The sequence below is a fragment of the Vibrio sp. Vb339 genome (assembly GCF_902751245.1).
GTDB classification, from domain to species: Bacteria; Pseudomonadota; Gammaproteobacteria; order Enterobacterales; family Vibrionaceae; genus Vibrio; species Vibrio coralliirubri.
Genome location: NZ_CADDIS010000005.1, coordinates 255,445 through 281,805, shown reverse-complemented (window position 1 = coordinate 281,805; position 26,361 = coordinate 255,445). Strand labels below are relative to the sequence as shown.

The 26,361-nt window shown below is 44.6% G+C and carries 21 protein-coding genes and 1 other annotated feature; of the genes, 13 read left to right on the top strand and 8 right to left on the bottom strand.

The window, feature by feature from the left end; genetic code table 11:
* Positions 1-108 precede the first annotated feature (108 nt).
* Positions 109-230: a sequence feature (Phe leader region), on the top strand.
* Between the two features lie 12 nt (positions 231-242).
* From pheA to yjjX, 3 genes are all read left to right on the top strand, one after another.
* Positions 243-1,418, top strand: a complete 1,176-nt coding sequence (gene pheA / locus HRQ85_RS20570; RefSeq protein ID WP_048606831.1) for a prephenate dehydratase — start codon at positions 243-245, stop codon at positions 1,416-1,418.
* Positions 1,419-1,751: 333 nt separating this feature from the next.
* Complete coding sequence (locus tag HRQ85_RS20565) at positions 1,752-4,130, top strand: putative bifunctional diguanylate cyclase/phosphodiesterase (protein WP_172380482.1); 2,379 nt, start codon at positions 1,752-1,754, stop codon at positions 4,128-4,130.
* Complete coding sequence (gene yjjX / locus HRQ85_RS20560) at positions 4,093-4,614, top strand: inosine/xanthosine triphosphatase (RefSeq protein ID WP_059021471.1); 522 nt, start codon at positions 4,093-4,095, stop codon at positions 4,612-4,614. The genes HRQ85_RS20565 and yjjX overlap by 38 nt, the downstream gene beginning before the upstream one ends.
* A gap of 118 nt (positions 4,615-4,732) precedes the next feature.
* Here the strand turns inward: yjjX and trpR are convergent, their stop codons facing one another.
* Complete coding sequence (gene trpR, locus HRQ85_RS20555; protein WP_048615039.1) at positions 4,733-5,026, bottom strand: trp operon repressor; 294 nt, start codon at positions 5,024-5,026, stop codon at positions 4,733-4,735.
* 172 nt (positions 5,027-5,198) lie between these two features.
* Entirely contained in the window at positions 5,199-7,148 is a 1,950-nt protein-coding gene (sltY, locus tag HRQ85_RS20550; protein ID WP_172380481.1) for a murein transglycosylase, read from the bottom strand.
* Positions 7,149-7,411: 263 nt separating this feature from the next.
* Between sltY and ettA the strand changes: the two genes are divergently transcribed.
* From ettA to HRQ85_RS20535, 3 genes are all read left to right on the top strand, one after another.
* Positions 7,412-9,079 (top strand): energy-dependent translational throttle protein EttA, encoded by a 1,668-nt coding sequence (gene ettA, locus HRQ85_RS20545; RefSeq protein ID WP_017056147.1) that lies wholly within the window; start codon positions 7,412-7,414, stop codon positions 9,077-9,079.
* A 90-nt stretch (positions 9,080-9,169) separates the two neighbouring features.
* A complete protein-coding gene (locus tag HRQ85_RS20540; RefSeq protein WP_048615035.1) occupies positions 9,170-9,538 on the top strand; it encodes a PilZ domain-containing protein in 369 nt (122 codons plus the stop codon).
* Positions 9,539-9,587: 49 nt separating this feature from the next.
* Complete coding sequence (locus HRQ85_RS20535) at positions 9,588-10,598, top strand: M23 family metallopeptidase (protein WP_048606822.1); 1,011 nt, start codon at positions 9,588-9,590, stop codon at positions 10,596-10,598.
* A 161-nt stretch (positions 10,599-10,759) separates the two neighbouring features.
* Here the strand turns inward: HRQ85_RS20535 and tyrA are convergent, their stop codons facing one another.
* The 4 genes from tyrA to HRQ85_RS20515 all read right to left on the bottom strand — a co-directional run bounded on the left by tyrA (position 10,760) and on the right by HRQ85_RS20515 (position 15,175).
* Positions 10,760-11,887 carry a bifunctional chorismate mutase/prephenate dehydrogenase gene (gene tyrA / locus HRQ85_RS20530; RefSeq protein ID WP_050622330.1) on the bottom strand — a complete coding sequence of 376 codons (1,128 nt, stop codon included), beginning with the start codon at positions 11,885-11,887 and terminating at the stop codon, positions 10,760-10,762.
* 118 nt (positions 11,888-12,005) lie between these two features.
* The gene (locus HRQ85_RS20525; protein WP_017059354.1) at positions 12,006-13,079 is read right to left on the bottom strand and encodes a 3-deoxy-7-phosphoheptulonate synthase; all 1,074 of its coding nucleotides are present in this window, start codon (positions 13,077-13,079) and stop codon (positions 12,006-12,008) included.
* A gap of 246 nt (positions 13,080-13,325) precedes the next feature.
* Positions 13,326-14,315 carry a beta-N-acetylhexosaminidase gene (gene nagZ / locus HRQ85_RS20520; protein ID WP_172380480.1) on the bottom strand — a complete coding sequence of 330 codons (990 nt, stop codon included), beginning with the start codon at positions 14,313-14,315 and terminating at the stop codon, positions 13,326-13,328.
* Positions 14,316-14,326: 11 nt separating this feature from the next.
* Positions 14,327-15,175: a MurR/RpiR family transcriptional regulator gene (locus HRQ85_RS20515; protein ID WP_048618290.1), complete on the bottom strand. Its 849-nt coding sequence runs from the start codon at positions 15,173-15,175 to the stop codon at positions 14,327-14,329.
* Between the two features lie 241 nt (positions 15,176-15,416).
* Here HRQ85_RS20515 and HRQ85_RS20510 point away from each other — a divergent pair, with 241 nt between their 5' ends.
* Genes HRQ85_RS20510 through murQ form a run of 4 tightly spaced genes read left to right on the top strand, consistent with a single transcriptional unit; the run spans position 15,417 to position 19,972 of the window.
* A complete protein-coding gene (locus HRQ85_RS20510; protein ID WP_048618288.1) occupies positions 15,417-17,009 on the top strand; it encodes a sodium:solute symporter in 1,593 nt (530 codons plus the stop codon).
* A 3-nt stretch (positions 17,010-17,012) separates the two neighbouring features.
* On the top strand, positions 17,013-17,897 hold the full coding sequence (locus tag HRQ85_RS20505; protein WP_172380479.1) for a BadF/BadG/BcrA/BcrD ATPase family protein: 885 nt from the start codon (positions 17,013-17,015) through the stop codon (positions 17,895-17,897).
* The gene (locus HRQ85_RS20500; RefSeq protein WP_172380478.1) at positions 17,894-19,006 is read left to right on the top strand and encodes an anhydro-N-acetylmuramic acid kinase; all 1,113 of its coding nucleotides are present in this window, start codon (positions 17,894-17,896) and stop codon (positions 19,004-19,006) included. Before HRQ85_RS20505 ends, HRQ85_RS20500 begins: the two co-directional genes overlap by 4 nt.
* A 45-nt stretch (positions 19,007-19,051) precedes the next feature.
* The gene (gene murQ / locus HRQ85_RS20495) at positions 19,052-19,972 is read left to right on the top strand and encodes an N-acetylmuramic acid 6-phosphate etherase (RefSeq protein ID WP_048606806.1); all 921 of its coding nucleotides are present in this window, start codon (positions 19,052-19,054) and stop codon (positions 19,970-19,972) included.
* A gap of 268 nt (positions 19,973-20,240) precedes the next feature.
* Here the strand turns inward: murQ and HRQ85_RS20490 are convergent, their stop codons facing one another.
* Positions 20,241-20,591 (bottom strand): DUF2799 domain-containing protein, encoded by a 351-nt coding sequence (locus HRQ85_RS20490; RefSeq protein WP_017098352.1) that lies wholly within the window; start codon positions 20,589-20,591, stop codon positions 20,241-20,243.
* Positions 20,592-20,923: 332 nt separating this feature from the next.
* Here HRQ85_RS20490 and HRQ85_RS20485 point away from each other — a divergent pair, with 332 nt between their 5' ends.
* From HRQ85_RS20485 to btsR, 3 genes are all read left to right on the top strand, one after another.
* A complete protein-coding gene (locus HRQ85_RS20485; RefSeq protein WP_048615024.1) occupies positions 20,924-22,417 on the top strand; it encodes a carbon starvation CstA family protein in 1,494 nt (497 codons plus the stop codon).
* Positions 22,418-22,673: 256 nt separating this feature from the next.
* The gene (locus HRQ85_RS20480; protein ID WP_048606801.1) at positions 22,674-24,344 is read left to right on the top strand and encodes a sensor histidine kinase; all 1,671 of its coding nucleotides are present in this window, start codon (positions 22,674-22,676) and stop codon (positions 24,342-24,344) included.
* A 105-nt stretch (positions 24,345-24,449) separates the two neighbouring features.
* Positions 24,450-25,181 carry a two-component system response regulator BtsR gene (btsR, locus tag HRQ85_RS20475; RefSeq protein ID WP_017106772.1) on the top strand — a complete coding sequence of 244 codons (732 nt, stop codon included), beginning with the start codon at positions 24,450-24,452 and terminating at the stop codon, positions 25,179-25,181.
* Between the two features lie 140 nt (positions 25,182-25,321).
* Here the strand turns inward: btsR and ispH are convergent, their stop codons facing one another.
* Positions 25,322-26,278, bottom strand: a complete 957-nt coding sequence (ispH, locus tag HRQ85_RS20470) for a 4-hydroxy-3-methylbut-2-enyl diphosphate reductase (RefSeq protein WP_029235087.1) — start codon at positions 26,276-26,278, stop codon at positions 25,322-25,324.
* Positions 26,279-26,361 lie beyond the last annotated feature (83 nt).

The window sequence follows — 26,361 nt, the reverse complement described above, 5'->3', positions numbered from 1 at the left end:
AAAGAGAACAGATTAAAAAATAGCGCCTCAGGGCGCTATTTTTTTGCTTGACGCTCGTAGCTCGCTTGCTTATTGTGTTTAAATATTCATAAAAAAAACACTTTTTATGCACACTCAATCTTTGTTTATTTTTGACTTCTTTTTTCTTCCGTAAATCGGAGGCTAAGTCGTTTTAGAAAAACAAGTCAAAAACGAACAAGAAGCCTCCCACACTAGGGAGGCTTTTTTATAAGGACACATTTATGACTGACCGCTCAATTTCACTGGATGATATCCGCCTTCGTCTTAATGATTTAGACGACGAACTCCTGAAGTTACTTTCGGAGCGTCGCAAGCTAAGTATCGAAGTCGCTAAAAGCAAAGTAGAGACATCAAAACCAGTTCGTGATGCAGTACGAGAGCAACAACTATTAGTTAAGCTGATCAACAATGGCAAAGATAAATACGAATTGGATGCGCAGTACATTACCAAGCTGTTTCACACCATCATCGAAGATTCCGTTTTACTACAGCAGTCATATTTACAAAACCTAGCGAACCCGCAAAGCCGCAAACCATTGGCTCGCGTTGCATTCTTAGGTTCTAAGGGATCATATTCTCACCTTGCGAGCCGCGAATACTTCAGCCGCAAGAATATGGAGTTGATTGAGCTGAACTGTAATCACTTCAAAGAAGTCACATCAACAGTAGAGTCTGGCCATGCCGACTACGGTGTCCTACCAATTGAGAACACCAGTTCAGGGTCAATTAACGAGGTCTACGACCTGCTACAGCATACGACTCTATACATTGTTGGCGAACTTTCTCAACCGATTGAGCACTGCCTCCTTGCTAAGAGTGATATCCGATTAGAAGACATCAAAACGCTCTACTCGCACCCACAACCTCATCAACAATGCAGTGAATTCTTGAGCCGCCTTAAAGGTGTCAGCCTTGAGTCTTGCGCAAGCACAGCTGATGCAATGAAAAAGGTTAAAGAACTGGGTGGTAATGACGTAGCTGCTATTGGTAATGCATCTAGCGGTAAGCTTTATGGGCTTCAGCCAATCCAAGGCAACATTGCAAACCAAACAGAAAACCACACTCGTTTCATTGTTGTGGCGCGTAAGCCTGTTGAAGTATCAACTCAAATACCAGCGAAAACGACGCTCATCATGTCGACATCTCAAGAGGCGGGCTCTTTGGTAGAGACACTACTGATCTTGCAACGCTTAGGCATCAACATGACCAAGCTAGAATCTCGTCCTATCATGGGCAACCCTTGGGAAGAGATGTTCTATGTCGATTTAGAGGCGCATCTGGATTCAGATAATATGCAGCAAGCGATAACGGAACTAACAGCCATTACTCGCCACCTGAAAGTGTTGGGTTGCTACCCAAGTGAGAACATCAAAGCGACTCAAGTGAAGTTGTCATAGCTGAGAGCGAGTATCGGCTTTTAGCTCACATAAGTATTTGGCCTACAGTAGGCCAAATGCTTAAATCACCCTCTAGTCGAATACTATTCGAGCTAAGAACACATACCCTAGCATGCCTGAGAAACAATTCTCTTGTTTCGCACATTCGGCACGCATACTCGCTCCACTGCTTACGCCTTTCTAACAAAAAACTCATTAGTAGCTTTTTTATCAATAAAGACAAAACCTTACCCCCTTCACAGGAAATCATCGAACTACGTGTAATTAATAGCGAGTAAGCATTAAGTAACATAAACTTACGCGCTTAAATTATAAATAGTGTTGTCATTAACTATGAAGCTAAGTACTAAAATCTTACTACTGATAGCCCCTGTGATACTGATCAGTACCGCGGCTTCTAGCTATATTATTTATTCGACACAGAAAAGTAGCTTCATTAAACGCGAAGACAACGCACTTCAGCTGAATATGGAGAAACTAGCCGGTTACTTTCGCCAATCTCGTTCGTTCCTCAATAGCTACTCTTACACCTTGACCCAGAGTGATATGGTGAAGCGTTATTTCCTCACTGATCAAAATCTATCTCGCGATCTTGAACTGGTCAGTAACCTTCGAGAAGCCATACATTTCCTGCAAGATGACGATGAAAGTTATACCGGTTTAGCACTTCTTAATGGTGATCGAAAACTGCATTATTACGCGGATAATAGCAACGACTCACGCACTCAGATTGACAGTAAGATATTGGAGTATGTTGACCAGCACTATCAAGACACCCTAGCAACATCGAGTACCAACTATATTCAAAACTCCCAAGGCGAAGGGATGTTGGTTCACTACGACAAGGTTGATAGAAAAGCGATTTTCCCAACCGCAAGCAATCAACCCGACGATGTGTTCTTTGTTGTTGTCTCTGTCTCTCTCGACAAGTTTAATGCGCTGAGAAAACAAATAGAATTCGATTACCAAACCAGCTTGTTCTTCACATCCATAGCGGTTTCTTTGGAAAATGATGTTACTCACTCAGTCAAGCTTGCACCAGACCTGTACGCCACGGTCGATCCGGCTCAATTCCTGTTGGAAAACAAGCTCGATTCAATTTGGAACAAGTTGAGTTTGTCGTTTGCACTGTCTGCGTTTGTGACTGTCGCTCTGCTACTCATGCTTCTGTCTCGCACCGTGATTACTCCAATAACACGGCTCGATCGACAGCTACAGCAAGTCGAAAAAAAACAACGTAAGAACATTGAACGCTTGGGCACTCGTGATGAACTTGGCCGCTTATCACAGCGTTTTTATGACATGTACCAAGAGCTAGACAACACCTACCAGCAAACCAAGCTCTTGGCCGAAAATGATCAGTTAACCCAAATAGCCAATCGGCATCAGTTTCAAACCTTCGTTCAGCAATCGTTGCCAAAACCGAGTTCGAATACCGAAACCTGGGTTCTCTATTTTGACTTAGATAACTTCAAGTTTGTGAACGACAAATACGGGCATCAAATCGGCGACTCGATTCTGGTCTCTTTTGCTCAGCGTATTTCAGATATTTGTCGTCACTATAAAGAGAAGTTCGACGCTCATTGTATGCCAGCCCGACTTTCTGGAGACGAGTTCGTTGTCTACATTAACGCTCCTAGTCACCGAGGAAATGTCGCGCATCGATTCTCGACTGATTTACTGACTCCATTGCAAAAAGGCTTTGTCACCGAATCAGGCAGCTTTCCGATCACGGTCAGTATTGGTATTGCGACCTACCCTAATGATGGCAACTCAATCGAGAAGCTACTGTCCAACGCAGATACCGCGATGTACCAAGCTAAGCGTGCCGGTAAAAACCAATTTGCTGACTATTCACGGGATTTAGACAAAGCCATTCAGCGCCAAGCAGACATTGAACGTGCGCTTAGAGATAAGAATTTTGATGATGAATTCAGGCTCGTTTACATGCCCTACATGGATTCTACCGGGACTGATGTTATTGGCGTTGAGGTGTTATTACGTTGGAATTCAAAGCAACTTGGTTTGGTTCCACCGGATGAGTTCATTCCAATAGCCGAACAAACCGGGCTGTTCGAACATGTTGACCGTTGGGTAATACAGAATGCGTTTGCTTCATTCCATCGACTTCAGACTCAATTTGATCACTCGATTCAATTGTCGATCAACTTATCTTCTGCTGGTATTGAAACCACTCACCTTGCGGGTTTTATTAAAGAACACGCGGAGTTAAATCGAATTCCACCAAGCCTGATCGATTTTGAAATCACTGAAACCTTTTACTCAAATTCAGAAGGTTTTCCATTGCTGAACGAACTGGCATGCATGGGCTATCGACTGGCGATTGATGATTTTGGTTCCGGTTACACCTCTATCACTCAACTGGTGCAGTATCCAACTCAGAAAATTAAATTGGATAAAGCGTTTTTGGATACCTTAATTGAGACCGATAACCAGAACATCGTAAAACCAGTTATCGGGTTGTGTCATGCTCAGGGGAAAAAGGTCACCGCCGAAGGGATTGAAACTCAAGACATGCACCAGTGGTTACAGGATGCACAGTGCGATATGCTGCAAGGCTATTACTTTGGTAAACCCATGCCACTAGAAGAGTTGAGTGACTGGTATCGACAACATCAACTCAATCTAATCGACAACAAAAAGAATCCGACACATGAAATCTGTAATCATCGCATCGCTGAACCCAGCTAAAATAAACGCCGTTAAAAGCGCGTTCTTATCTGCTTTTCCTGATACTGAATTTGATTTCAAAGGCACCAGCGTCCCTAGTGGTGTCGCCGATCAACCGATGAGCAATGATGAAACCTATCAAGGTGCCGTGAATCGTGTTCACAATGCAACTCAAGCTCAGCCTGATGCAGACTTCTATGTTGGTCTAGAAGCGGGAATAGAAACAAACGTTACCTTTGCTTGGATGGTGATCGAAGCGAATGGTCAACGTGGCGAGTCTCGTTCAGCAAGCCTGATGCTGCCACCAGCCGTGCTTGAGAAGTTAGAGCATGCAAACGAGTTAGGGGATGTGATGGATGAAGTGTTTGGTACCGACAATATCAAACAGAAAGGTGGCGCCATTGGCCTACTGACACATAACCAACTGTCGCGCAGTTCTGTCTATCATCAGGCTTTAATTTTAGCTCTGATCCCATTTGTGAATCCTGAGCACTTTCCTATTTAGCACTTCGTAAACTTAGAAAGGTCAAAGAACAATCTTCAGAAACAAAAAACGCTAACATTCAGTTAGCGTTTTTATCGAATTCGTATTCGCACTATCGCGTGATAGCTTAATTCCGTTATTACTTTAGCAATAGGTCGGCGATCACGGCTTTCTCTTGTTCAGATTTGGCCTTTAGCTCATTTGAGCCTCTGGTTATCGTCGCGACGCCTACGCCCAGCATTTGACTCACCTGACGTTGAGACATATCGCCTTTCATCAGCTCACAGAAGATATTAATTCGAGCAACCAGAGCATCTCGCTCGTCTGGTGTCATCATCATGGTCAACAACAGCTCGTGCTGATCTTTTTCGACAGCCGTCTTTACCAAGTCCATCAGTTGTTGCCAATTATCATATTCAGGTTGTGATGCCATATCTCTACACTTACTTTTAAATTCTGACTTTAAAGAGTCGCTTAACGATTGAAAGCGTTTAACACTTTATACCGAAACACTTGATGCGATCCAATGTAAAAAGGCAGTAAGTGGAAATGGTTCGCACTCACTGCCTTTATTCTTACTCAGTTTCGGGCCAAATGCCGAAGGCTTAGTATTTCGTTTTTGCCTCATGGGGCGCTAAAAACGTCCCTTTCTCACCCAAGATATCTCGATAGTAGGTCTCAAACATCAAGATATTCTGAACATAGCCACGTGTCTCTTTGAATGGAATCATCTCAATAAAAGCGAAGGCATCGAGCTTTTCATCACTACGTGAACGCCACTGTTTCACGCGGCTTGGACCTGCATTGTAGGCCGCAAAAGCAAAGATACGATTGTCATCATATTGAGCGAGTAAACCATCTAAGTAGTGACTGCCAATCTCAATGTTCTTGCCGACATCATAAAGATCATCGCTGCCCTGATACTTAATCTTATGTTTGTTCGCCGTGTATTGCGCCGTCTTTGGCATAATTTGCATGATGCCACGCGCGCCTACTGGAGAACGAGCCTCTGAATCCATCGCACTCTCTTGTCTTGCTAAAGACATCAAAGTGATTGGATCGAGATCGTGCTTTTCAGCGTAGAAGTTAAACCACCACTTATGAGCAACAGGGAAGCGCAGCGCAATGTTATCCCACATCTTCGCAGAGATACTCGCTGTTACGGTAAAGTGATTCCATCGCTGTGTCGCAGCATGAGCGGCAAGCATCGCTTTTTGCTCTTTATCTGCATTAGTTAATAACCAACGCCACTCACTCTTCGCTGCCGCAATTTTATCTCGGTCAATTAGCTCACTAATACGCACCAAAGAGGTGCCGAATGGCTTCACTGTTTCAGCATTGTATTTAAGTGTCGATGTTGGGTATTCGACAGGCTTACCTAACTGCTTAGCCGCAGCCACACTGTAAAAATTACGCTGACCCAAGATATCTGATAATCGCTTATTGCCTTTGTCAGTATCGCCGGTCGCGATTTCAGCTCTGCCCTGCCAATATTGCCATCGAAGCGAAGCCCGATGTTTATTATCCAGGCGCGCTACCCACTCTTTCAAACCCGTCCAATCGGCATGTTGAATCGCTAAGCGAGCACGCCGTTCGAGAAGAACTTGCTTTGATGAACTCGCCAGCATTTTGTCGCGCCACACCATTAACTCTTCAGAGTCGGTGTTGATCAGACGAAACGTTAGGTAATCAGCAAGCTCTTGAGATTTCTCTTTCGAAAACTTCTGAGCCTTGATGACATCATCAAACACCTCTTGAGCGCTGCTTGGTGATTTCCTTGCTAGCTTCTCGAAAGCAAACTCGGTTTGAGCTTGGTAGAATTCATTCGCTGGGTGTTTCTTAGCAAACGCGAGTACATTTTCAGGCTTGTTATAAAGCGCCTTCATCTGCTTTGCTTGAGCAATTGACTCATCATGATCCAATTGCTTAATCAGATAGCTCATTAACTTACCGTTACGGCCCTCGAACGCTAGCAGCATTCTATCCAGAATCAGCTCATCAGCTCTTAGCCCAGCTTGATCCCAGCTTTTAAATAAAGGGTCACAAGCGTCATCAACACCACTACCACTCAACCAAAGTTGTTTAGCTCCTTTAAAGGCAAGCTCTTGGTTACCTTGCTCGTAATGCGCTCGGTAATAGATACATTGGTATTTTTCACCGACAGGCTCTTTGGTTTGAAACTCAAGGATCGTCTTCCACTGTTTTTGAGAAGCCAATGAGTCCAAATAAGGTGCGCGCATTCGATTGGAGAAAGGCAATGCCTTGTTCTCTTCAATGAAAGCATCGACCTCAGCAGGAGTACGCTCTCCTAAACCTAATAAGAAGGCACGATAATCGGTGTAAGGTGTTAAAGGGTATGTTTGAATTTTGTTACGTAACGCGGAGTAAGCTTTTAGGTCACGGTTATCTAAAACCTCTTGCGCTCTATCATAAACGTCACGCTGCATTTCAAGCTCGGAGGCATTGCTAGCCATAGCGACCGGAGCCAGTGAAACCGAAGACAAAATTGCCGATGCAGCCACAGCAATTTTCGTATTACCAATGCGGAAAAACATTCGCTCTTTCCTTAGTGCGTGTATGAATACGTGAAGTCTATTTACGCCCGACATCACATCAAATGTAAAGGATTTGAGTGTAAATATTATTAATATTTAACACTTCGCCTCAGAAGCCTATTAAATATAGTTTTAATGACCAATGTGACAATAATAGGTAAGGATTGGTTCAAGAGTGGCTTTTCTGTCCTAGGAGTAACATCTTTGAGGATATTGGTATAAAATAGCAGACAATTTTGAACAATAATTAGGATCGATCGGCAATGGCTGAATACGTATATACCATGTCTCGGGTGAGCAAAACTGTTCCACCTAAGCGTCAAATTCTTAAAGACATTTCTCTTAGCTTTTTTCCTGGCGCTAAAATCGGTGTTTTGGGTCTAAATGGTTCAGGTAAATCTACCCTACTACGTATCATGGCTGGTATTGATACTGATATTGATGGTGAAGCACGTGCACAACAAGGCCTTAAAGTAGGTTACCTACCGCAAGAACCTGTACTAGACGAATCAAAAACGGTTCGTGAAATCGTAGAAGAAGCGGTTTCTGACGTTGCTGACGCACTTAAGCGTATTGATGCGGTTTACGCAGCTTACGCAGAACCAGACGCAGATTTCGATGCACTGGCTAAAGAGCAAGGCGAACTAGAAGCACTGATTCAAGCAAAAGACGGTCACAACTTAGAGACAGCTCTAGAGCGTGCTGCTGATGCACTTCGTCTTCCTGAGTGGGATGCGAAAATTGAATTCCTATCAGGTGGTGAGCGTCGTCGTGTTGCTATCTGTCGTCTACTTCTTGAAAAGCCAGACATGCTGCTTCTTGATGAACCAACCAACCACTTGGATGCAGAATCAGTAGCATGGCTTGAGCACTTCCTAGTCGATTACAGCGGTACTGTTGTGGCGATTACCCACGACCGTTACTTCCTAGACAACGCAGCTGGCTGGATTCTAGAACTTGACCGTGGTGAAGGTATCCCATGGGAAGGTAACTACACGTCTTGGCTAGAGCAAAAAGACGAGCGTCTTAAGCAAGAAAAAGCGGGCGAAAGCGCACGTCAAAAGACAATCGAGAAAGAACTTGAATGGGTTCGTCAAAACCCTAAAGGCCGTCAAGCTAAGTCTAAAGCTCGTATGGCTCGTTTTGAAGAACTGACAACTGGCCAATACCAGAAGCGTAACGAAACTAACGAACTGTTTATCCCGCCAGGTGAGCGTCTAGGTGACAAAGTTCTTGAAGTGAACAACCTAACTAAATCGTTTGGTGATCGCGTTCTTATCGACGACCTATCGTTCAGCATGCCTAAGGGTGCAATCGTCGGTATCGTTGGTGCCAACGGTGCAGGTAAATCAACACTATTCAAGATGCTAAGCGGTGCAGAACAGCCAGACTCAGGTACAGTTGAACTAGGCGAAACCGTTAAGCTTGCTTCTGTTGATCAGTTCCGTGACAGCATGGACGACACTAAGACAGTATTCCAAGAGATCTCTGAAGGCGCTGATATCATTAAGATCAACAACTTCGAAATCCCTGCGCGTGCTTACTGTTCTCGTTTCAACTTTAAAGGCAACGACCAACAGAAGATCATCGGTGAGCTTTCTGGTGGTGAACGTAACCGTGTTCACTTAGCGAAACTGCTAAAAGCCGGCGGTAACGTACTGCTACTCGATGAGCCTACCAACGACCTTGACGTTGAAACGCTACGTGCTCTTGAAGAAGCACTGCTTGAATTCCCTGGCTGTGCAATGGTTATCTCGCATGACCGTTGGTTCCTTGACCGTATTGCGACCCATATCTTAGACTACCGTGATGAAGGTCAAGTTAACTTCTACGAAGGTAACTATACTGAGTACACTGAGTGGCTTAAGCAGACTCTAGGCGCACAAGCGGCAGAACCGCACCGTATCAAGTACAAGCGTATAGCTAAGTAAATAAGCTTGTATTTTGAACAAAGGCCGCGATAATAGCGGCCTTTGATATATCTGGCTTACGTGTAATGCATCGATATAGAGAGATTACTTATGGTTGAAAGACGTCAATTTTCACGAGTTATTTATCAAGTCCCGACTGAGATCTCACAAGGACACGTAAATGTATCAGGCTCAGTGCAAGACTTATCACTCCATGGTTTACTCATTCAATGCAATGAATCAAAACAACTTAGCCATGATGTCCCTGTTCAAGTGAGCTTTAAGCTCGAAAACAGTGATATCAATATTCAATTAGAAGCAACGATAGTCTCTACCATCAATACCTCAATGCGTTTACGCATAGAGCATTTAGATATTGATAGTATCAGCCACCTTAAGCGTCTTGTAGAGCTTAATGTTGGCGACGATGAACTGCTTTATAGAGAGATTGAACACCTTACCGATTTAGGTAGTGAGTGACATCTCCATTACCCTTTTTCTATTAGAAGCATTTAGTTAATACAGAACCATGTCTAAAAAACTATCCATTACTATTCCCTCTAGTCAGGGGGAACAGACGTTTTACTTCGGCCGTAAGGCTGTGCTCATTTGCACTACTGCCATTTTTTCAGTACCGCTATTAATTGGCGGAGCGGCGTACATGCACTTCGAGAGTAAACAAGAACTCGCGCTACAAGCGGGTGATGCCCAACAGTTGATTGAAACGCTGATTGTTGAAAAAGAACAAACTGAGTTTCTTTATGCTGAGCAAGTAGAAACCAACCATTCGCTATCGCAAACACTGACCGAGAAAGAAGGCACGATTCAGCTGCTTGGTAAGCGTGTATTCGATGTTGAATCAGTGCTGGGTCTTGCTGATGAAGAGCTGCTTACCGATGATATTTCTTTAGAAGATCGCATTGATGCGGCTGCAGTCGATTCAGCAGTAAGAGCCACGATGTTCCGTTTGATTCCAAACGACAGTCCGATGGCTTATCAACGTATCTCTTCTTCTTATGGTAGCCGCACTAACCCTATTTCAGGGAAACGCCATGTACATACAGGTATCGATTTAACGTGTAAGCGTGGTGAAGATATTGTGGCGCCTGCAGATGGAGTCATTGAAACGGTACGCCCAAGTAAAAAAGGCTTCGGCAACTTTATTACTATGCGTCACTCGTTTGGTTTCATGAGTTCTTATGCGCACCTACAGAAGTTCAAGGTACGTAGCGGTCAGTTTGTGAGTAAAGGCGATGTCATCGCGAGCTGTGGTAATTCAGGTAACTCAACCGGCCCACACTTGCACTATGAAGTACGCTTCCTTGGTCGCTCACTGAACCCGCAATACTTGATGGATTGGACGCCTGAGAACTTCAACTACGTGTTCGAGAAAGAGAAAAAGGTTAAGTGGGGCCCACTGGTTCAACTGATTGATAATGTGGTTCGCTTGCAGATCAACCTGACTAACGTGCCTTACATTAGCTCGACCATCGACACCGTATCGAGTGAAGAGAGCAAAAAACCTATCACGACTAACTAGTTGTTAATAGCTAGCTAGTTGTTAAGGGCTAAGAGCTGTTGGTTTGGCTTATGATGATCTAATTGCTTTTAGTCTACTGTAGGCCAAATGCTTTCATAGCGTTCAGCACAAACAAAAAGAGCGACCAGATGGTCGCTCTTTTTTATGATTTCAAATCAGTATTAACCACGATGAATCGAGTCATGTGCTTGTTTTAGAAGACTTTGGCTCTCTTGCAAGAATTGTTGTGAGTAGTCACCAAACCAATCACTCACTTGGTTGAAGCTCTCAACAAACTTAGCCTTATCTTTGCCATCTAGGATTTCTAACGCTTCTCCGAAACAACTATGGAAGCGTCGAATCATCTCTATATTCTCATCCGAAGACAGAATGATATCACCGTACAAATTCGGGTCTTGAGCAAACAGACGACCAACCATCGCAATCTCAAGTCGGTAGATTGGTGAGCTTAGCTTCAGAAGCTGATCGATATTCGGGTTCTCTTTACTCAGGTGCAAGCCGTAAGCAAAAGAGGTGAAGTGACGAAGTGCTTGAATCAATGTCATGCCGTGATCGTGTTCAGCTGCATCCATCTGGCAAAGGCTCGCGCCCCAAATACCAAATTGATTCAGTAGCCATTGGTAACTTTCAGCACCACGACCATCACTGTAAACAATCACTTGCTTAGCAAGACTTGGAACATCAGGGCCAAACATTGGGTGCAATCCAACCACTGGGCCTTGGTGCATGTTCATCATTGCTTGTAGCGGTTTAGATTTAATTGACGTCAAATCACATAGAATACAATCGCTAGGTAGATTACCTAGCTTCGCAATCACACCTTCCGTTAGGTGAATTGGAACCGTAACAACCACAAGCCCAGCATTATCTAAGATTTCGTCGGCCTTATCCCAATCTTGGCTGCCGAGGATTTTCACTTCGTAGCCAGACAGTTTGAACATACGACCAAACAAGCCACCAAGTTGACCATTACCACCAACGATAACTACTGAACGTAATTCTGGGTTAAGACACTTAAAACCAGAATCTTTCTCACTGGCATAAGACTCACGCATAGTACGACGCAAAATATCTTCGATTAACTGTGGTGGAACCCCTATTTTCTCGGCTTCTTGACGACGAGATGCCAGCATCGCAGCTTCACGTTCTGGTACATAAATAGGTAAACCATGTTCACTTTTTACTTCGCCTACTTTCTCTACTAGAGCAAGGCGTTGAGCCAGTAAATCCAACATTTGTTTATCGACAGCATCGATTTGGTCGCGTAATTCGTTCAGTTCAACGGCCATTTTATTCCTTACTAATCTATAAGCCCGTGCCAATCTATCAGCGCACAATCACGTAGGTTCGCTAGCAACAGATCTTAAAATGCCCCATTAGATGAGGCACTTAAATTTAAAACTCTGACTAACCTTTCAAGCGGTTCTCTAAGAACGGGACTAATTCCGTATGTGCATGTTTCAATAGTGCCTCAGTTGAATCCCAATTGATACACGCGTCGGTAATAGAAACGCCGTATTTCATCTCATTGAGAGGTATATCCGAAGATTGGTTTCCTTCGTTAATATGGCTTTCAATCATCAGGCCGATAATCGACTTATTGCCTTCACGAATTTGGTGAATCACATCTTCTGCAACTAAAGGTTGGCGACGGAAATCTTTACGAGAGTTCGCGTGGCTACAGTCGACCATTAGCGCTGCCTCTAAACCAGATTTACCCAGCTCTTGCTCACATTCGTGTACCGATACTGAATCGTAGTTCGTCTGCTTACCGCCACGTAAAATCACGTGACCATTTGGGTTACCTTGCGTTGTTAGTAGTGCAACTTGACCTTCGCGGCTGATACCCATGAAACGGTGGCTAGAAGAAGCCGCCTGCATTGCATTGATTGCAGTGCCTAGGTTGCCATCGGTACCGTTTTTAAAACCGATTGGCATTGAAAGACCACTTGCCATCTCACGGTGAGTTTGAGATTCAGTCGTACGTGCGCCAATTGCCGCCCAGCTGAAGGTATCTGCTAGGTATTGCGGGCTGATTGGATCTAGCGCTTCTGTCGCCAATGGAATTTCCATCTCAGCGAGTTCAACAAGTAGCTCACGGCCAACATGCAGACCATGCTCAATATCGAAAGTGCCGTCTAGATGCGGGTCATTGATCAAACCTTTCCAACCCACAGTGGTACGAGGTTTCTCAAAGTAAACACGCATAACAATATACAGTTGGTCGCTAAGTTGCTCAGATAAGGCTTTTAGGCGTTTCGCGTACTCTTTCGCAGCTTCAATGTCATGGATAGAACATGGGCCACATACAACAAGCATGCGATGATCTTTCTTATGAATGATGTTTGCGATAGTTTGACGAGACTCTTGAATGAAACGACGAGCATTATCACTCAAAGGCAGTTTTGCTTTTAACTCTTCAGGAGTAATCAGTACCTGTTCGTCGATGATATTGACATTGCTTAATTCACTTTTCTGCATAACTCAACCTGTATATTTATTTTTACACCCAACATTTCCATTTGGGCTAACAATCTTTAAAAACACAATAACAGCTAAAAAAACGATTGCAAGTGTAAACAATAAAAAACATTCACCGTAAATTATAATTTACACACCAACTTTAACTCACTCTAAGGGATAAATAGGTTTAAACCACGGATCGCAGATACAAAAAAGGCGATATTTATCATATCGCCTTATCTAAAATTATTATGTGTTTATTTATCACTCACTGCCTAGCATTCGCTTAATCGTCTCCGAGGTCTCTTTCCACCTAGCATCCGAGTGAAGTGTCGACAAATCAAAGCTGTGTTTTTTAAGCAATGAGTTGGCTAAAGGCACCTCTTGAATCGCTAAGTGATCCAGAGCTTCAATTTGTGCATCTCGTTTATTACACATCAACACCATGTCACAACCTGCATTCAAGGCCGCTTTCGCTCTGTCGGCTGGTCCGCCCATTATGGCAGCGCCTTCCATCGTTAAATCGTCGGAGAACACCAAGCCTTTGAATCCAAGCTGCTGCTTCAATACTTTTTGTAGCCAATACTGTGAACCGCTCGCTGGTTGATCATCATAGTGAGAGAAAACCACGTGAGCTGGCATCATGGCATCCAATATTCCAGCTTCAATTTGCGCCTTGAAGATTGCCATGTCGGTTTCAAAGATGTCGTCTCTAGGGTCATATGGCGTATCTAAGTGTGAGTCAGCAATCACGCCACCATGTCCAGGGAAGTGCTTGCCTGTCGTCGCCATGCCAACCGACTTCATGCCTTTGATGAAAGCGCTGCTATGACGAACAATGGTATCAATATCTTCACCAAACGCTCGGCTACCAATCGCTTTACAGTCATGACCTTTGTCTAATACTGGCGCAAAGCTCAGATCGATATCATGGGCAATCAATTCTGCCGCCATCAGCCAGCCGGCCTGTTCTGCTAAATGCTCACCGTTATTTTTGGTCGCAAATTCCTGAGCAGCAGGAATAATGGAAAAGCCATCGCGGAAGCGCTGAACTCGGCCACCTTCTTGGTCAACACCAATCAAAATAGGACGTTTCGCTACCTTGCGAATTTCTTTGTTTAACGCCGATAACTGTTTGCTATCGTGGTAGTTTCGAGCAAATAAGATGAGACCACCAACAGTTGGGTGCTCTAAAATTTCTCTGTCTTCAGCTGTTAGCTCGTAGCCTGCAACATCAACCCACAACGGTCCCATAAAATTTCCTTCTATTGCTTAAATTCCGCTACTGCAGATTTACTTTGTTCAATTAATTGGTCGGCCTGCTCTTCCTGCTGAGTTAACGCAATGAACAACAAGTCAGTAATAAAAAGTTGGCTATCACGCGCGGTGATAGATGAGCTTCGAATATGATTTTCGTCTGCCGCCGAGATGAGTTTGATATCAGCGTATTTATCTAAAGCAGAAGGGGATAACTGGCTTACCACAATCACCTTGGCCTTTTTCGATCTAGCCAACTGGGCAACCTTCACCACTTCTCTAGTGTTTCCTGAATAGGAAATTGCAACCAACACATCATTTTCAGAAAGAGAAGCGGCATTAGCAATCTGAATGTGAGCATCCTGTTCTGCGTTAACAGCATGACCTATTTTCATCAGCTTATAAGCGAAATCTTTCGCAACCAGAGACGATGCACCCACCCCAGAAATCTGTACTTTATTAGCAAGGTGCAGCAAGTCAGCAGCATTGCTTAACTGTTCACCTTCATTTAATAACACTGTACGCTCAAGCGATTGTGTTTTACTTGCAAGAAGTTTGTCCATCACCGTATCTGGCGGATCTTTTCTGGTGATGGTGCCGTGTATTCCACGTTGGGATACTGGCTGATAAGTCATATCGCTTTGATAAAGCTTCACCTTCATTTCAGAGAACCCTTTGTAACCGAGCTTCTGACTAAACTTGACGATTGTCGATTGGCTCACACCCACCGCTTTAGCCAACTCAGGAGAGGAAAGCTGCTTCACCTGTTGTGGATGGTCAAGAACATATCGCGCCACCAGAGCATCAGATGGAGACAGCTTGGGTAATAACGCTTTTACTTTCGCAATGCCTTTCACTAAATGCCCTTCCCTCTAACCGCACCTCGTCATCATAACGAGTTTTGTATTTTCATTGGAATAATTATTCCTTCGTATTCTGGTGTTTGGAATAACTAACACAACCTTCTGGGATCATTGTCAAAGAAAACCGTTGGTCACTATTCCACCAAGGAATAGATTTTGAAACTCATTATTCAAACTGACATTCTGAAAAAATAATAATAAACACCCTCTATCCTATTCATGCTACGGAGCTGCTATGAATTCACTATTTACTTCGCTGGACTGGGCGGTATTTGCGGTTTACTTCGCTGTTATCGCTTTTACAGGCTGGCACTTCAGTCGAACCAAGATCACGAGCACCAAAGATTATTTCTTAGGCGGTAACTCGATGCCAATGTGGGTCGTTGCCATCTCAGTATTGGCGACCTCGCAATCTGCAGCGACGTTCTTAGGAGGACCAGAATCTAGCTACCGTGGCGATCTCACTTATCTAGCGACCAATATTGGTGGAATTATTGGGGCTGTCTTTGTCGCATTAGTACTGATACCTCGCTTCTACAAAAACAAAGTATCTACCGTTTACGAACTGCTGAAAGTTCGTTTTGGCGAGAAAACAAAACAGCGCGCAGGCGTGATGTACTTGGTCGGTCGCGTATTTGCTTCTGGTGCTCGCCTGTACATGGCCGCTATCGCTGTCTCCATGATTCTATTTACCAACATTGACCCAAGCAGCGTAGTGACTTCAGTGGTAATTCTGGTTGCCGTTGGCCTTGCTTATACTTACATGGGTGGCATTCGTTCCGTTATCTGGAGTGACCTAATTCAGCTTGTGGTTTATGTCGGTGCAGCCATTGCTGTGATCATCTATTTATTGGGACAAATTCCAGCTGATTTCAACCAAATTGCGCAGGTACTGGCTAACCCTGGTGAAGGCCAAGCTTCGAAACTGACCTTATTAGATTTTAACCTCGACTTTAGCCCTGCTGGCACCTTCAGCTTTTGGGCATGTATTACGGGATTCGTGCTGTTAAACATTGGTGCGTTTGGCCTTGATCAAGACATGACTCAACGTGTTTTGACTTGTAAAGATGCTAAGCAAGGTTCAAAGGCGATGATTAACTCAATCATTTTCTCAATTCCAGTTGTGCTTGTATTCATGTCAATTGGCCTACTTTTGTATGTCTTCTACCAAAGACCTGAACTAATGGGCGTTGAAGGTAAAGAAGTTGTTCAAAATTTTAATGGCGAGAACGTCACTATTTTCATGTATTACGTGCTGAATGAAATGCCAGCAGGTCTTAGAGGCTTGGTTACTGTTGGGGTTGTTGCAGCGGCACTTTCAACACTAAATTCTGGATTAAACTCAATGTCATCAGTGGCTATTCAGGATATCTATAAGCCTTGGCTAGAAGCTCGTAAAGGAGTGCAAGATGATTTCCATTACGTGAAAGCTGGCCGATTTGGTATGGCGGCGGCAGCTGTGGCCTTAGGTAGTATGGGAATCCTGTGTTACTACTGGCAGCAGTACACTGACATGCCACTGTTGTCGTTTGCTTTGAGTGTGATGGTCTTTGCCTACACAGGGTTGTTGGGTGTCTACTTCACCGCAATATTCACCGAGCGCGGTAACGAAACTTCGGTCGCTTTAGCTCTAATGGCAGGCTTCTTCACCACTCTGCTGATGCAAGCTTATGTTTGGGATAGCGTGATGGGCGTGATTAACGATGATTGGGTAGGAGTTCGTTTAGCGTTCCCTTATCAACTTTGTGTTGGCACATTTGTATCGTTAATCGTGTGCCTTTCAGGAAAGAAGCAAACTCAAGAAGTTAATAAACTACAAACGGTTTAGCCAATGATTACCCATACTTTGGCAGTCGATGGCGGTGGAACTAAAACCGCCATTAGACTGAAGCGAATATTACCAACACTAAGTAACATCGAAGAGTGTATTTTACCTGCTACGTCATTGACCTTATATGGTGAAGCTGCGATCACTCAACTGACTCATTATATTGATGAAATGTTGAGTGTTAATCAGATAAAATCACAACAGTGCTATATTGTGGTTGGTGTTGCTGGCGTAGGAAACTTAGATTTAAAAGCCAAACTGCAATCGGCGTTAACCCATTGCCCGCACCTGTATGTAACGACTGATGCAGAAGCGTCAGTATTTGGTGCTAATTCAGGACAAGGAGTTAACTGTATTGCGATTGGGACGGGATCTGTTGCGATTCAATTAGACGTACAACAAAAGACTCAACAAGTTGGTGGCTGGGGTTTCCCAATTGGTGACCAAGGTGGTGGCGCTTGGCTTGGCTTTCAAGCTGTTCAACAAACTCTCATTGAATTAGATAACAAGCGTACTTCTTTAACGAGTCAGCTTGTAATGCGAAAGACAGGCAACGAACGCAGCCAAATTCTACAGTGGATTGGCGAAGCTAACGCGACCGATTACGCCAAATTTGCACGAGAGCTCGTTGATATGGAACAGCGCTGCTCAACGGCAAGTACCATATTAAAACAAGGTATTGAAGAAATAGAGAAGCTCACACGTACATGCTCAGACTATAACTCATTACCGATTATGTTCTTAGGCAGTTTAGGACAGTTCTATCGCCCTAGGCTTTCCCAAGAACTCCAAGTTCGTACCTTAAACATTCAAGGTAATGCTCTGGATGGTGCAGAAGTCATCGCTAACCAAAAGATCCAGCAGCTTAATTTAGGAAGTGAACAATGAAATCAGAGTTATATATCGGTGTGATGTCAGGAACGAGCATGGACGGCGTTGATACGGCCTTAGTGTCGATTGAAGATACGCGCATCACATTGCTTGCTCATGATGAGTTCCCAATGCCTGATGACCTCAAAGCGCGTCTGCTTGAAGTCTGTATTGGTCAGAAAACCGATTTAATTACCATTGGCGAACTCGACCACCAGCTTGGCCATCTGTTTGCTGATGCGGTTCTGCAACTTCTCGAAAAGTCAGGAACACCTGCATCTTCTGTGACTGCGATTGGTAATCATGGTCAAACAGTGTTCCACCAGCCAACAGGTGATTCTCCATTTACCATGCAGTTGGGTGATGCCAATATCATTGCCGCTAAAACACAGATTCAAACGGTTGCCGATTTCAGGCGTAAAGACATGGCATTAGGCGGGCAAGGTGCGCCACTCGTCCCAGCCTTCCACCACACGATTTTCCACCCGCAAGACAGCTCAGTTGTGGTGTTGAATATTGGTGGTATCTCGAATATTTCAGTACTGCGCCCTAATCAGCCAACGCTTGGTTATGATACAGGACCGGGCAATATGTTGATGGACGCTTGGGTTGATAAACACACGGGTAATAAGTTTGACCGTGATGCGCAATTTGCGCTTAAAGGCCAACTCAATCAAGCGTTGCTCGAACAGTTGTTAAATGAATCTTATCTATCTCAAATGCCACCGAAAAGTACCGGTAGAGAACTATTCAACCTACCTTGGCTAGAGCAACAATTAACAGAATTTAAAGATCTTGCAGTAGAAGATGTTCAGCGCACGCTTTGTGAATACACCGCATTGACGATAGCCAATGAAGTGGAGACTTATCGCTTGGGTAACCAGCCTGCACTGTATGTGTGTGGCGGTGGTACACGAAATCCATTGTTGATGAAGAGACTGTCTGAACTGCTTCCAAGTTGGGATGTTGATTCAACCACCAGCAAAGGCGTGGATGCCGATTACATGGAAGCGATGGCCTTTGCGTGGCTTGCTCAACGTCATATTCATCAACTGCCAAGCAATTTACCAGAAGTGACTGGCGCAAGCAGAGCTGCCTCTCTAGGCGTTCTCTATCGTGCTGACTAAACAACTTTAGAACCATCATTTTAGAATCACCATTTAAGGATCATTATGAGTAACGACGCTCTCATATCAGCGCTCTCGCACCTCGTTTCGGAGGGGAGAAACCCTGACACTATGGATATTGATCTGCTCACCTCTCTCGAAGTGGTTGAAAAGATTAACCAACAAGACAAGCAAGTCCCACTGGCGATTGAAGCTGAACTGCCACAGATCGCGAAAGCGGTCGATAAAATTGCTCATGCATTTCAAAACGGTGGTCGACTGATTTATATGGGCGCAGGCACCAGTGGTCGATTAGGTGTGTTAGACGCCTCAGAATGCCCACCGACTTTCGGCGTCTCAGACAAGATGGTTATCGGCCTAATTGCTGGCGGACCAGAGGCGATTTTAAAAGCCAAAGAAGGTGCAGAAGACTCGCTGACTCTCGGTATTGAAGATCTGAAAGCGATTCAGTTTTCAGAAAATGATGTCGTGGTGGGCATTGCTGCGAGCGGTCGTACACCTTACGTGATTGGTGCACTCAACTATGCCAATCAGCTTGGCGCAGTAACGGTTGCATTGTCTTGTAACCCTGATTCTCCAATTGCTGAAGTCGCTCAAATCGCAATTAGCCCGGTGGTTGGCCCAGAAGCATTAACAGGTTCAACACGACTCAAATCAGGTACGGCGCAAAAGTTGGTGCTTAATATGCTGACCACAGCCAGCATGATTCGTATCGGTAAGAGCTACCAAAATCTGATGGTCGACGTAAAAGCGACCAATGAAAAGTTGGTTGCCCGCGCTGCTCGTATCGTTATCCAAGCAACGGAGTGCGACAAAGCTCTGGCAGTTTCGACACTTAAAACGACTGATTACGATGTGAAGTTATCTATTTTGATGATTCTAACAGGGCTAGATTTAGAATTGGCCAAGGCTCAGCTTGATAAGCAAAATGGTTTCTTGAGAAAAGCGGTTGAGAATAATCAGTAATCTGCTGATACCAATCACAGTAAGTAAGTGATCATAAATAGCGCAGGAAAAATGCTTGAGAACAAGGCAGAAATTTTCGATAAGTAGTTATTCTACAATCAAAGTTTCTAACGATGTTATCGAGTGTTTTAACCAGCTAGGATGACCAGTTATTTACTACGATTGGTATTATACTGTTGTGAGAGTTACTCTCGCTGCATACAAAAAGACCAGCACACACGCGGTACTGGTCTTTTTTTAGTTTTAATTTTTCATCGCTAGCTTGGGCTTAGTAGTCGTTTGAGAACTCGTCCCAGCCGCGTTGCCATTCCATGCGGAAACGTTGAGCGTCTTCCGTACCAGAACACACGCCCTCATACACCTGACCAGATAAACCAATCTGATATGCATGGTTCGGATTACAATATTCAGTCACACCTAGGTGATAACCTTCTGTGTAACTCGCTTGATCGACTGCGCCAAGCTCAGTCATCTCTGAATACGAACGCTGAGTGTGGCCTTTGATACCATCACGATAGCCAATCTCTTGCCAATTGCCTTCAGCTGCTAAATCTTGAACATTGGCGCTGCATCCTGCAAGGCTAAATGCCACGGCGAATAGTGCGATTATTTTTTTCATTTCAGTCCTTTATATTTACCTAGCCACTTCCTGACGAAGCGTTGCCTTTGTGGTGATTCTCCGCTGAACACTAGCTGATGTCCACTTATGTCTGTTATCTGCCACTGATATCTATTGATTACCGCTTAAAGCTGATAAGCCGCCACTTGCCAGAAGCAAGACACTTCTCAACACGAATAACCAACCGCTCTACAAACGTAGCAAACCACTCAATCAGTTATAACACCACTTAATTGACTATTCGACCACTCACTCTCATAGCGGAAGTTTCTTCTCATACTCTTCTTTAATATACACCCTGACTTAATTAATACATTCAGGGATAACAAATTATGATGTGGTTTCTTACCTGTGTTGCAGCACTCATTGGTGGCTACTTTATTTACGGTGCCTTTATCGAGAAGATTTTCGGTATCAATGAAAAGCGTCAAACACCCGCTCACACCAAACAAGATGGCGTGGACTACGTTCCAATGTCGACGCCAAAGGTTTACCTAGTTCAGCTGCTTAACATTGCAGGTGTAGGTCCAATCTTCGGCCCTATCATGGGTGCCCTTTACGGCCCGGCAGCGATGCTTTGGATCGTGCTAGGTTGTATCTTCGCAGGTGCAGTACACGACTACTTCTCAGGTATGTTATCTATCCGTAATGGTGGTGCTTCGGTTCCAACTATCACTGGACGTTACCTAGGCAATGGCGCAAAACACTTTATGAACATCTTTGCCATTGTTCTACTGCTTCTAGTTGGTGTGGTATTCGTTTCTGCTCCTGCAGGCATGATCACTAACCTAGTGAACGACCAAACTGATTTCGCGATGTCTGCAACAACCATGGTTGTTATCATCTTTGCTTACTACATCATCGCAACGATTGTCCCTGTCGATAAAATCATTGGTCGCTTCTACCCACTGTTCGGCGCACTGCTTATCTTCATGTCTGTTGGCCTAATCACTGCGATTGGTCTATCTGACGAGCACCAAATCATGGGTGGCTTCGAGATGAAGGACATGTTCACCAACATGAACCCGAATGACCTACCACTTTGGCCTGCTCTATTCATCACTATCGCTTGTGGTGCAATCTCTGGCTTCCACGCAACTCAGTCTCCTTTGATGGCGCGTTGTATGGAAAACGAGAAGAACGGTCGCTTCGTATTCTACGGTGCAATGATTGGTGAAGGCATCATCGCTCTAATCTGGTGTGCACTTGCTCTGTCATTCTTCGGTTCAGTTGAGTCTCTATCTGATGCAATTGCAAACGGCGGCCCTGGTAACGTGGTATACAGCGCTTCATTTGGTCTACTGGGTGTATTCGGCGGTATCCTTGCTTTCCTTGGCGTAGTTATCCTGCCAATCACTTCTGGTGACACAGCATTCCGTTCAAGCCGTCTTATCCTTGCTGAATACTTCAACATGGAACAGAAAACACTGCGTAACCGCCTGCTGATGGCTCTACCACTGTTCGTTATCGGTGGCATCTTGACTCAAGTTGATTTCGGTATCATCTGGCGCTACTTCGGTTTTGCTAACCAATCAACAGCAGTAATGATGCTATGGACAGCTTCGGCTTACCTACTTCGTCACAACAAGCTGCACTGGGTAACCACAGTTCCAGCTGTATTCATGACGTCTGTGTGTATCACATTCATCCTGAACAACAGCCAACTAGGCTTCGGTCTACCAATGCAAATCTCGACCATCATTGGTGTGGTGAGTGCACTAGGTGTTGCGGCTTACGTTATCAAGATTTCAAAAGGTAAAGGCGATATCGACCTTGCTGATGAAAAAGAAGAGAAAGAAGCAAAAGGCGTCACCAAAACTGCCTAGTTCTTTCAGACTCTTAATATAAAGAGACACGTCTTCATAGAGAGACAAAAGAACAGCCAAACACACTTCGCTTGCTCACGTAGTCACCCAGTGATTCGTGGAAATTAAGACTAAAGCCCGTCCTTTGTGATGGGCTTTACTGTATCTCAGCATTGAGAAGTAATCGTCACTCGATATAACCAACGAAAACACAAGCAAAGCTACCGTTACCACGCAATGAGCTTTACACTTAACAAGCGTCTCAATAGGTGAAAATATGGAACTCATTCTCTCTCTGCTGCAACAAACCTGCGTCTACTTAGTGATTGCTTACATGCTAAGTAAAACGCCATTGATTCTCCCTTTGTTGAGCATCTCTTCACGCTTAAGTCATAAAGTCAGCTGTTATGTTCTGTTTTCTCTGTTCTGTATTATGGGCACCTATTTTGGACTGCAGATTAATGACGCGATAGCCAACACTCGTGCGATGGGTGCGGTAATGGGGGGTCTGTTTGGCGGCCCCGTGGTTGGCTTTGCCGTCGGCTTTACTGGCGGTATTCACCGTTACTCATTAGGCGGCTTCACAGACTTAGCTTGTGCTATTTCCACCACAGCAGAAGGCTTGATTGGCGGCCTATTGCACGTTTACTTAGTCAGAAAGAACAAAGCGAGCCAGTTGTTTAATCCATTGGTGGTTTTCTCGGTAACCCTGTTTGCAGAGATCATTCAGATGCTGATTCTGCTGGCGGTCGCAAAACCCTTCGAACAATCCTATGCTCTGGTCTCCGATATTGCGGCGCCAATGATCATCGCTAACTCGGTCGGTGCCGCGCTGTTCATGAGCATCATCCAAGACAGGAAAACCATCTTCGAAAAGTACTCGGCTACCTTCTCACGCCGCGCATTGACCATCGCCGAGCGTTCGGTGGGTATTTTACATGGCGGATTCAATTCTGATAACGCACAAAAAATCGTACGTATCGTTTATGAAGAGACCAATGTTGGTGCGGTAGCGATTACCGACCGAGAAAAAATTCTTGCGTTCGTCGGCATTGGCGATGAACACCATATTCCAAATACCCCGATTTCATCGCAAAGCACGCTCACTTCGATGGAACAGAACGACATCATCTACCTTGACGGCAAAGAGAACCCATACCAATGCTCCTTGTCGCAGGATTGTAAATTGGGCTCGGCTCTGATTATCCCATTGCGCGCGGGTAACGAAGTGGTCGGTACCATCAAACTGTATGAGCCAAAACTAAAACTTTTCTCGACCATCAACATGTCGATGGGTGAAGGTATCGCTCAGCTATTGTCGAGCCAGATCCTATTCAGCAACTATCAGCAGCAGCAAACGCTACTGACACAAGCAGAAATCAAACTGCTGCACGCTCAAGTGAATCCACACTTCTTGTTCAATGCGCTTAATACTATCAGCGCAGTAACACGTCGTGACCCAGATAAAGCTCGAGAGTTGATTCAACACCTGTCTCACTTCTTTAGAAGCAACCTAAAGCAGAACATCAACACCGTGAAGCTCAAAGACGAACTGGCACACGTCAACGCTTACCTGACCATAGAGAAAGCACGCTTTACCGATCGACTAGAAGTGGAATGGGATATCGACCCGCAACTTTATGAGTCACAATTGCCGAGCTTTACCCTGCAACCGCTGGTAGAAAACGCCATCAAACATGGGATATCTAATATGTTGGAAGGCGGTAAAGTGAAGATCTCTAGCGAGGCTTTCGAGGGTGGATTCAAGTTAACCGTTGAAGACAACGCAGGTAATTATCAGAAGCCATCTCAAGATCATGTAGGATTAGGGATGGAAATTGTTGATAAACGACTCACTAATTTCTTTGGACAAGATTCAGCACTAAAAATAGAATCTCAACCACAGCAATTTACTCGAATGAGCTTTATCATACCTATACTCAAATAATGGTATTTTCGGGGGCAAATCGCTCCGAGTTGAAACAATTAGAAGCAGATATTTAAAAGATAAGCGTGAATCAAGCAAGGATAGAACCAAGATGAAGATTGTAGGATGTTAAAGGCATTAGTTGTCGATGATGAGCTTTTTGCTCGCGAAGAGCTGATTGAGCTGCTGACCGAAACCGGAGAAGTGGAAATCATTGGCCAAGCAAGTAACGCGATCGAAGGACTGAAACAGATCAACCTACTCAAGCCTGATGTCGTGTATTTGGATATCCAAATGCCGCAGGTTACCGGGATTGAACTGTTAAGCATGCTTGACCCAGACACCATGCCTTACGTGGTATTCGTCACCGCCTACGACCAATATGCGATTCAAGCCTTTGAAGATAACGCTTTTGATTACCTACTTAAGCCAGTCGAGCCTTGTCGATTAAACAAGAGCGTTTGTCGCCTGAATAAGGTCATCAAACAAAATCAGAAAGCACCAGAACAGAACATCTCAGCGATTGCTCCCTGTCACTTAGAGCAGATCCCGTGTATCGGTCATAACCGCATTGTGATCATGGCAAGCCAAACGGTCGAGTGTGCTTATTCCGATATCAGTGGTGTGCATGTTCGTAGCTCATCGCAAACCGCGACCTCACAGTTAACGCTAAAGATCTTGGAAGAAAAAACCGATTTGATCCGCTGTCATCGCCAATATTTGATCAACATAAAATCGATCCAAGAGATCAAACTGCTAGAGAATGGATTAGCAGAGATCATTACCCTGACCGGCTTTGAAGTGCCTGTCAGTCGTCGTTACTTAAAGACTTTAAAAGAGCAACTCGGTCTCCAGTAACGCGTTAGAAGTTAGATGCCTTATTCCAAAGCACGATCAAAAAAGCCAACGTATCAACGTTGGCTTTCTACTGTTTACAAATCGATAGTGTTTACGAATCGCTAGTATCACGAATCGATCTAGTCACCAATCAATAGAGATTAGTCGACTTGCTTAATCTGTAGCTCTTTTGGTACTTCAAAGAACATATTCTCTTCACGACCTTGAATCTCTTCAACGTCAGTCGCACCTAGCTCACGAATACGATCTAAGATTTGGTTTACCAACTCTTCAGGAGCAGAAGCACCAGCTGTTACACCGATTTTCTTTTTCCCTTCAACCCACTCGGTTTGAATGTCTTCAGGGCAATCCGTTAGGTAGCCTGGCGTGCCTAGCTTCTCAGCCAGCTCTTTTAGGCGAGTTGAGTTAGATGAGTTCTTAGAACCAACAACAATTACCACATCAACGTCATTCGCCATCTCACGCACTGCGTCTTGACGGTTTTGAGTCGCGTAACAGATGTCGTCTTTACGTGGGCCTTGAATCTCAGGGAACACTCGACGTAGCTCTTCAATCACATCAGCTGTTTCATCAACTGATAGCGTAGTTTGGCTAACGTAGTGCAGGTTACTCGGGTCGTTCACCACGAGGTTCTGTACATCCTCTGGTCTTTCAACCAAGTACATACCACCCGTTTGGCTCGCGTACTGACCCATAGTGCCTTCCACTTCAGGATGGCCGGCGTGACCAATCAGTACCACTTCCATATGTTTGCGGCTCGCACGAGCAACCTCCATATGAACTTTAGTCACCAAAGGACACGTCGCATCAAATACCGTTAACTCACGCTCTTTCGCTTCTTTACGAACCGCTTGAGAGACACCGTGAGCCGAGAAGATCACGATGTTGTCGTCTGGCACTTCACTCAGTTCTTCGACAAAAATAGCACCACGCTGCTTGAGCCCCTCAACAACAAAGCGGTTGTGTACCACTTCATGGCGAACATAGATCGGTGGCTGGTACATTTCGAGTGCACGCTCTACGATGCTGATCGCACGATCGACACCGGCACAAAAGCCACGAGGGTTAGCTAACATTATTTTCATTTCATTGCTCATCATTTACCGCGGTACTAAGGTTGTTTCTATAGAGTTCGCCGTCAGCGAGGTTCGCATTCTACAGTGAAGCGCCTAGACAGTGA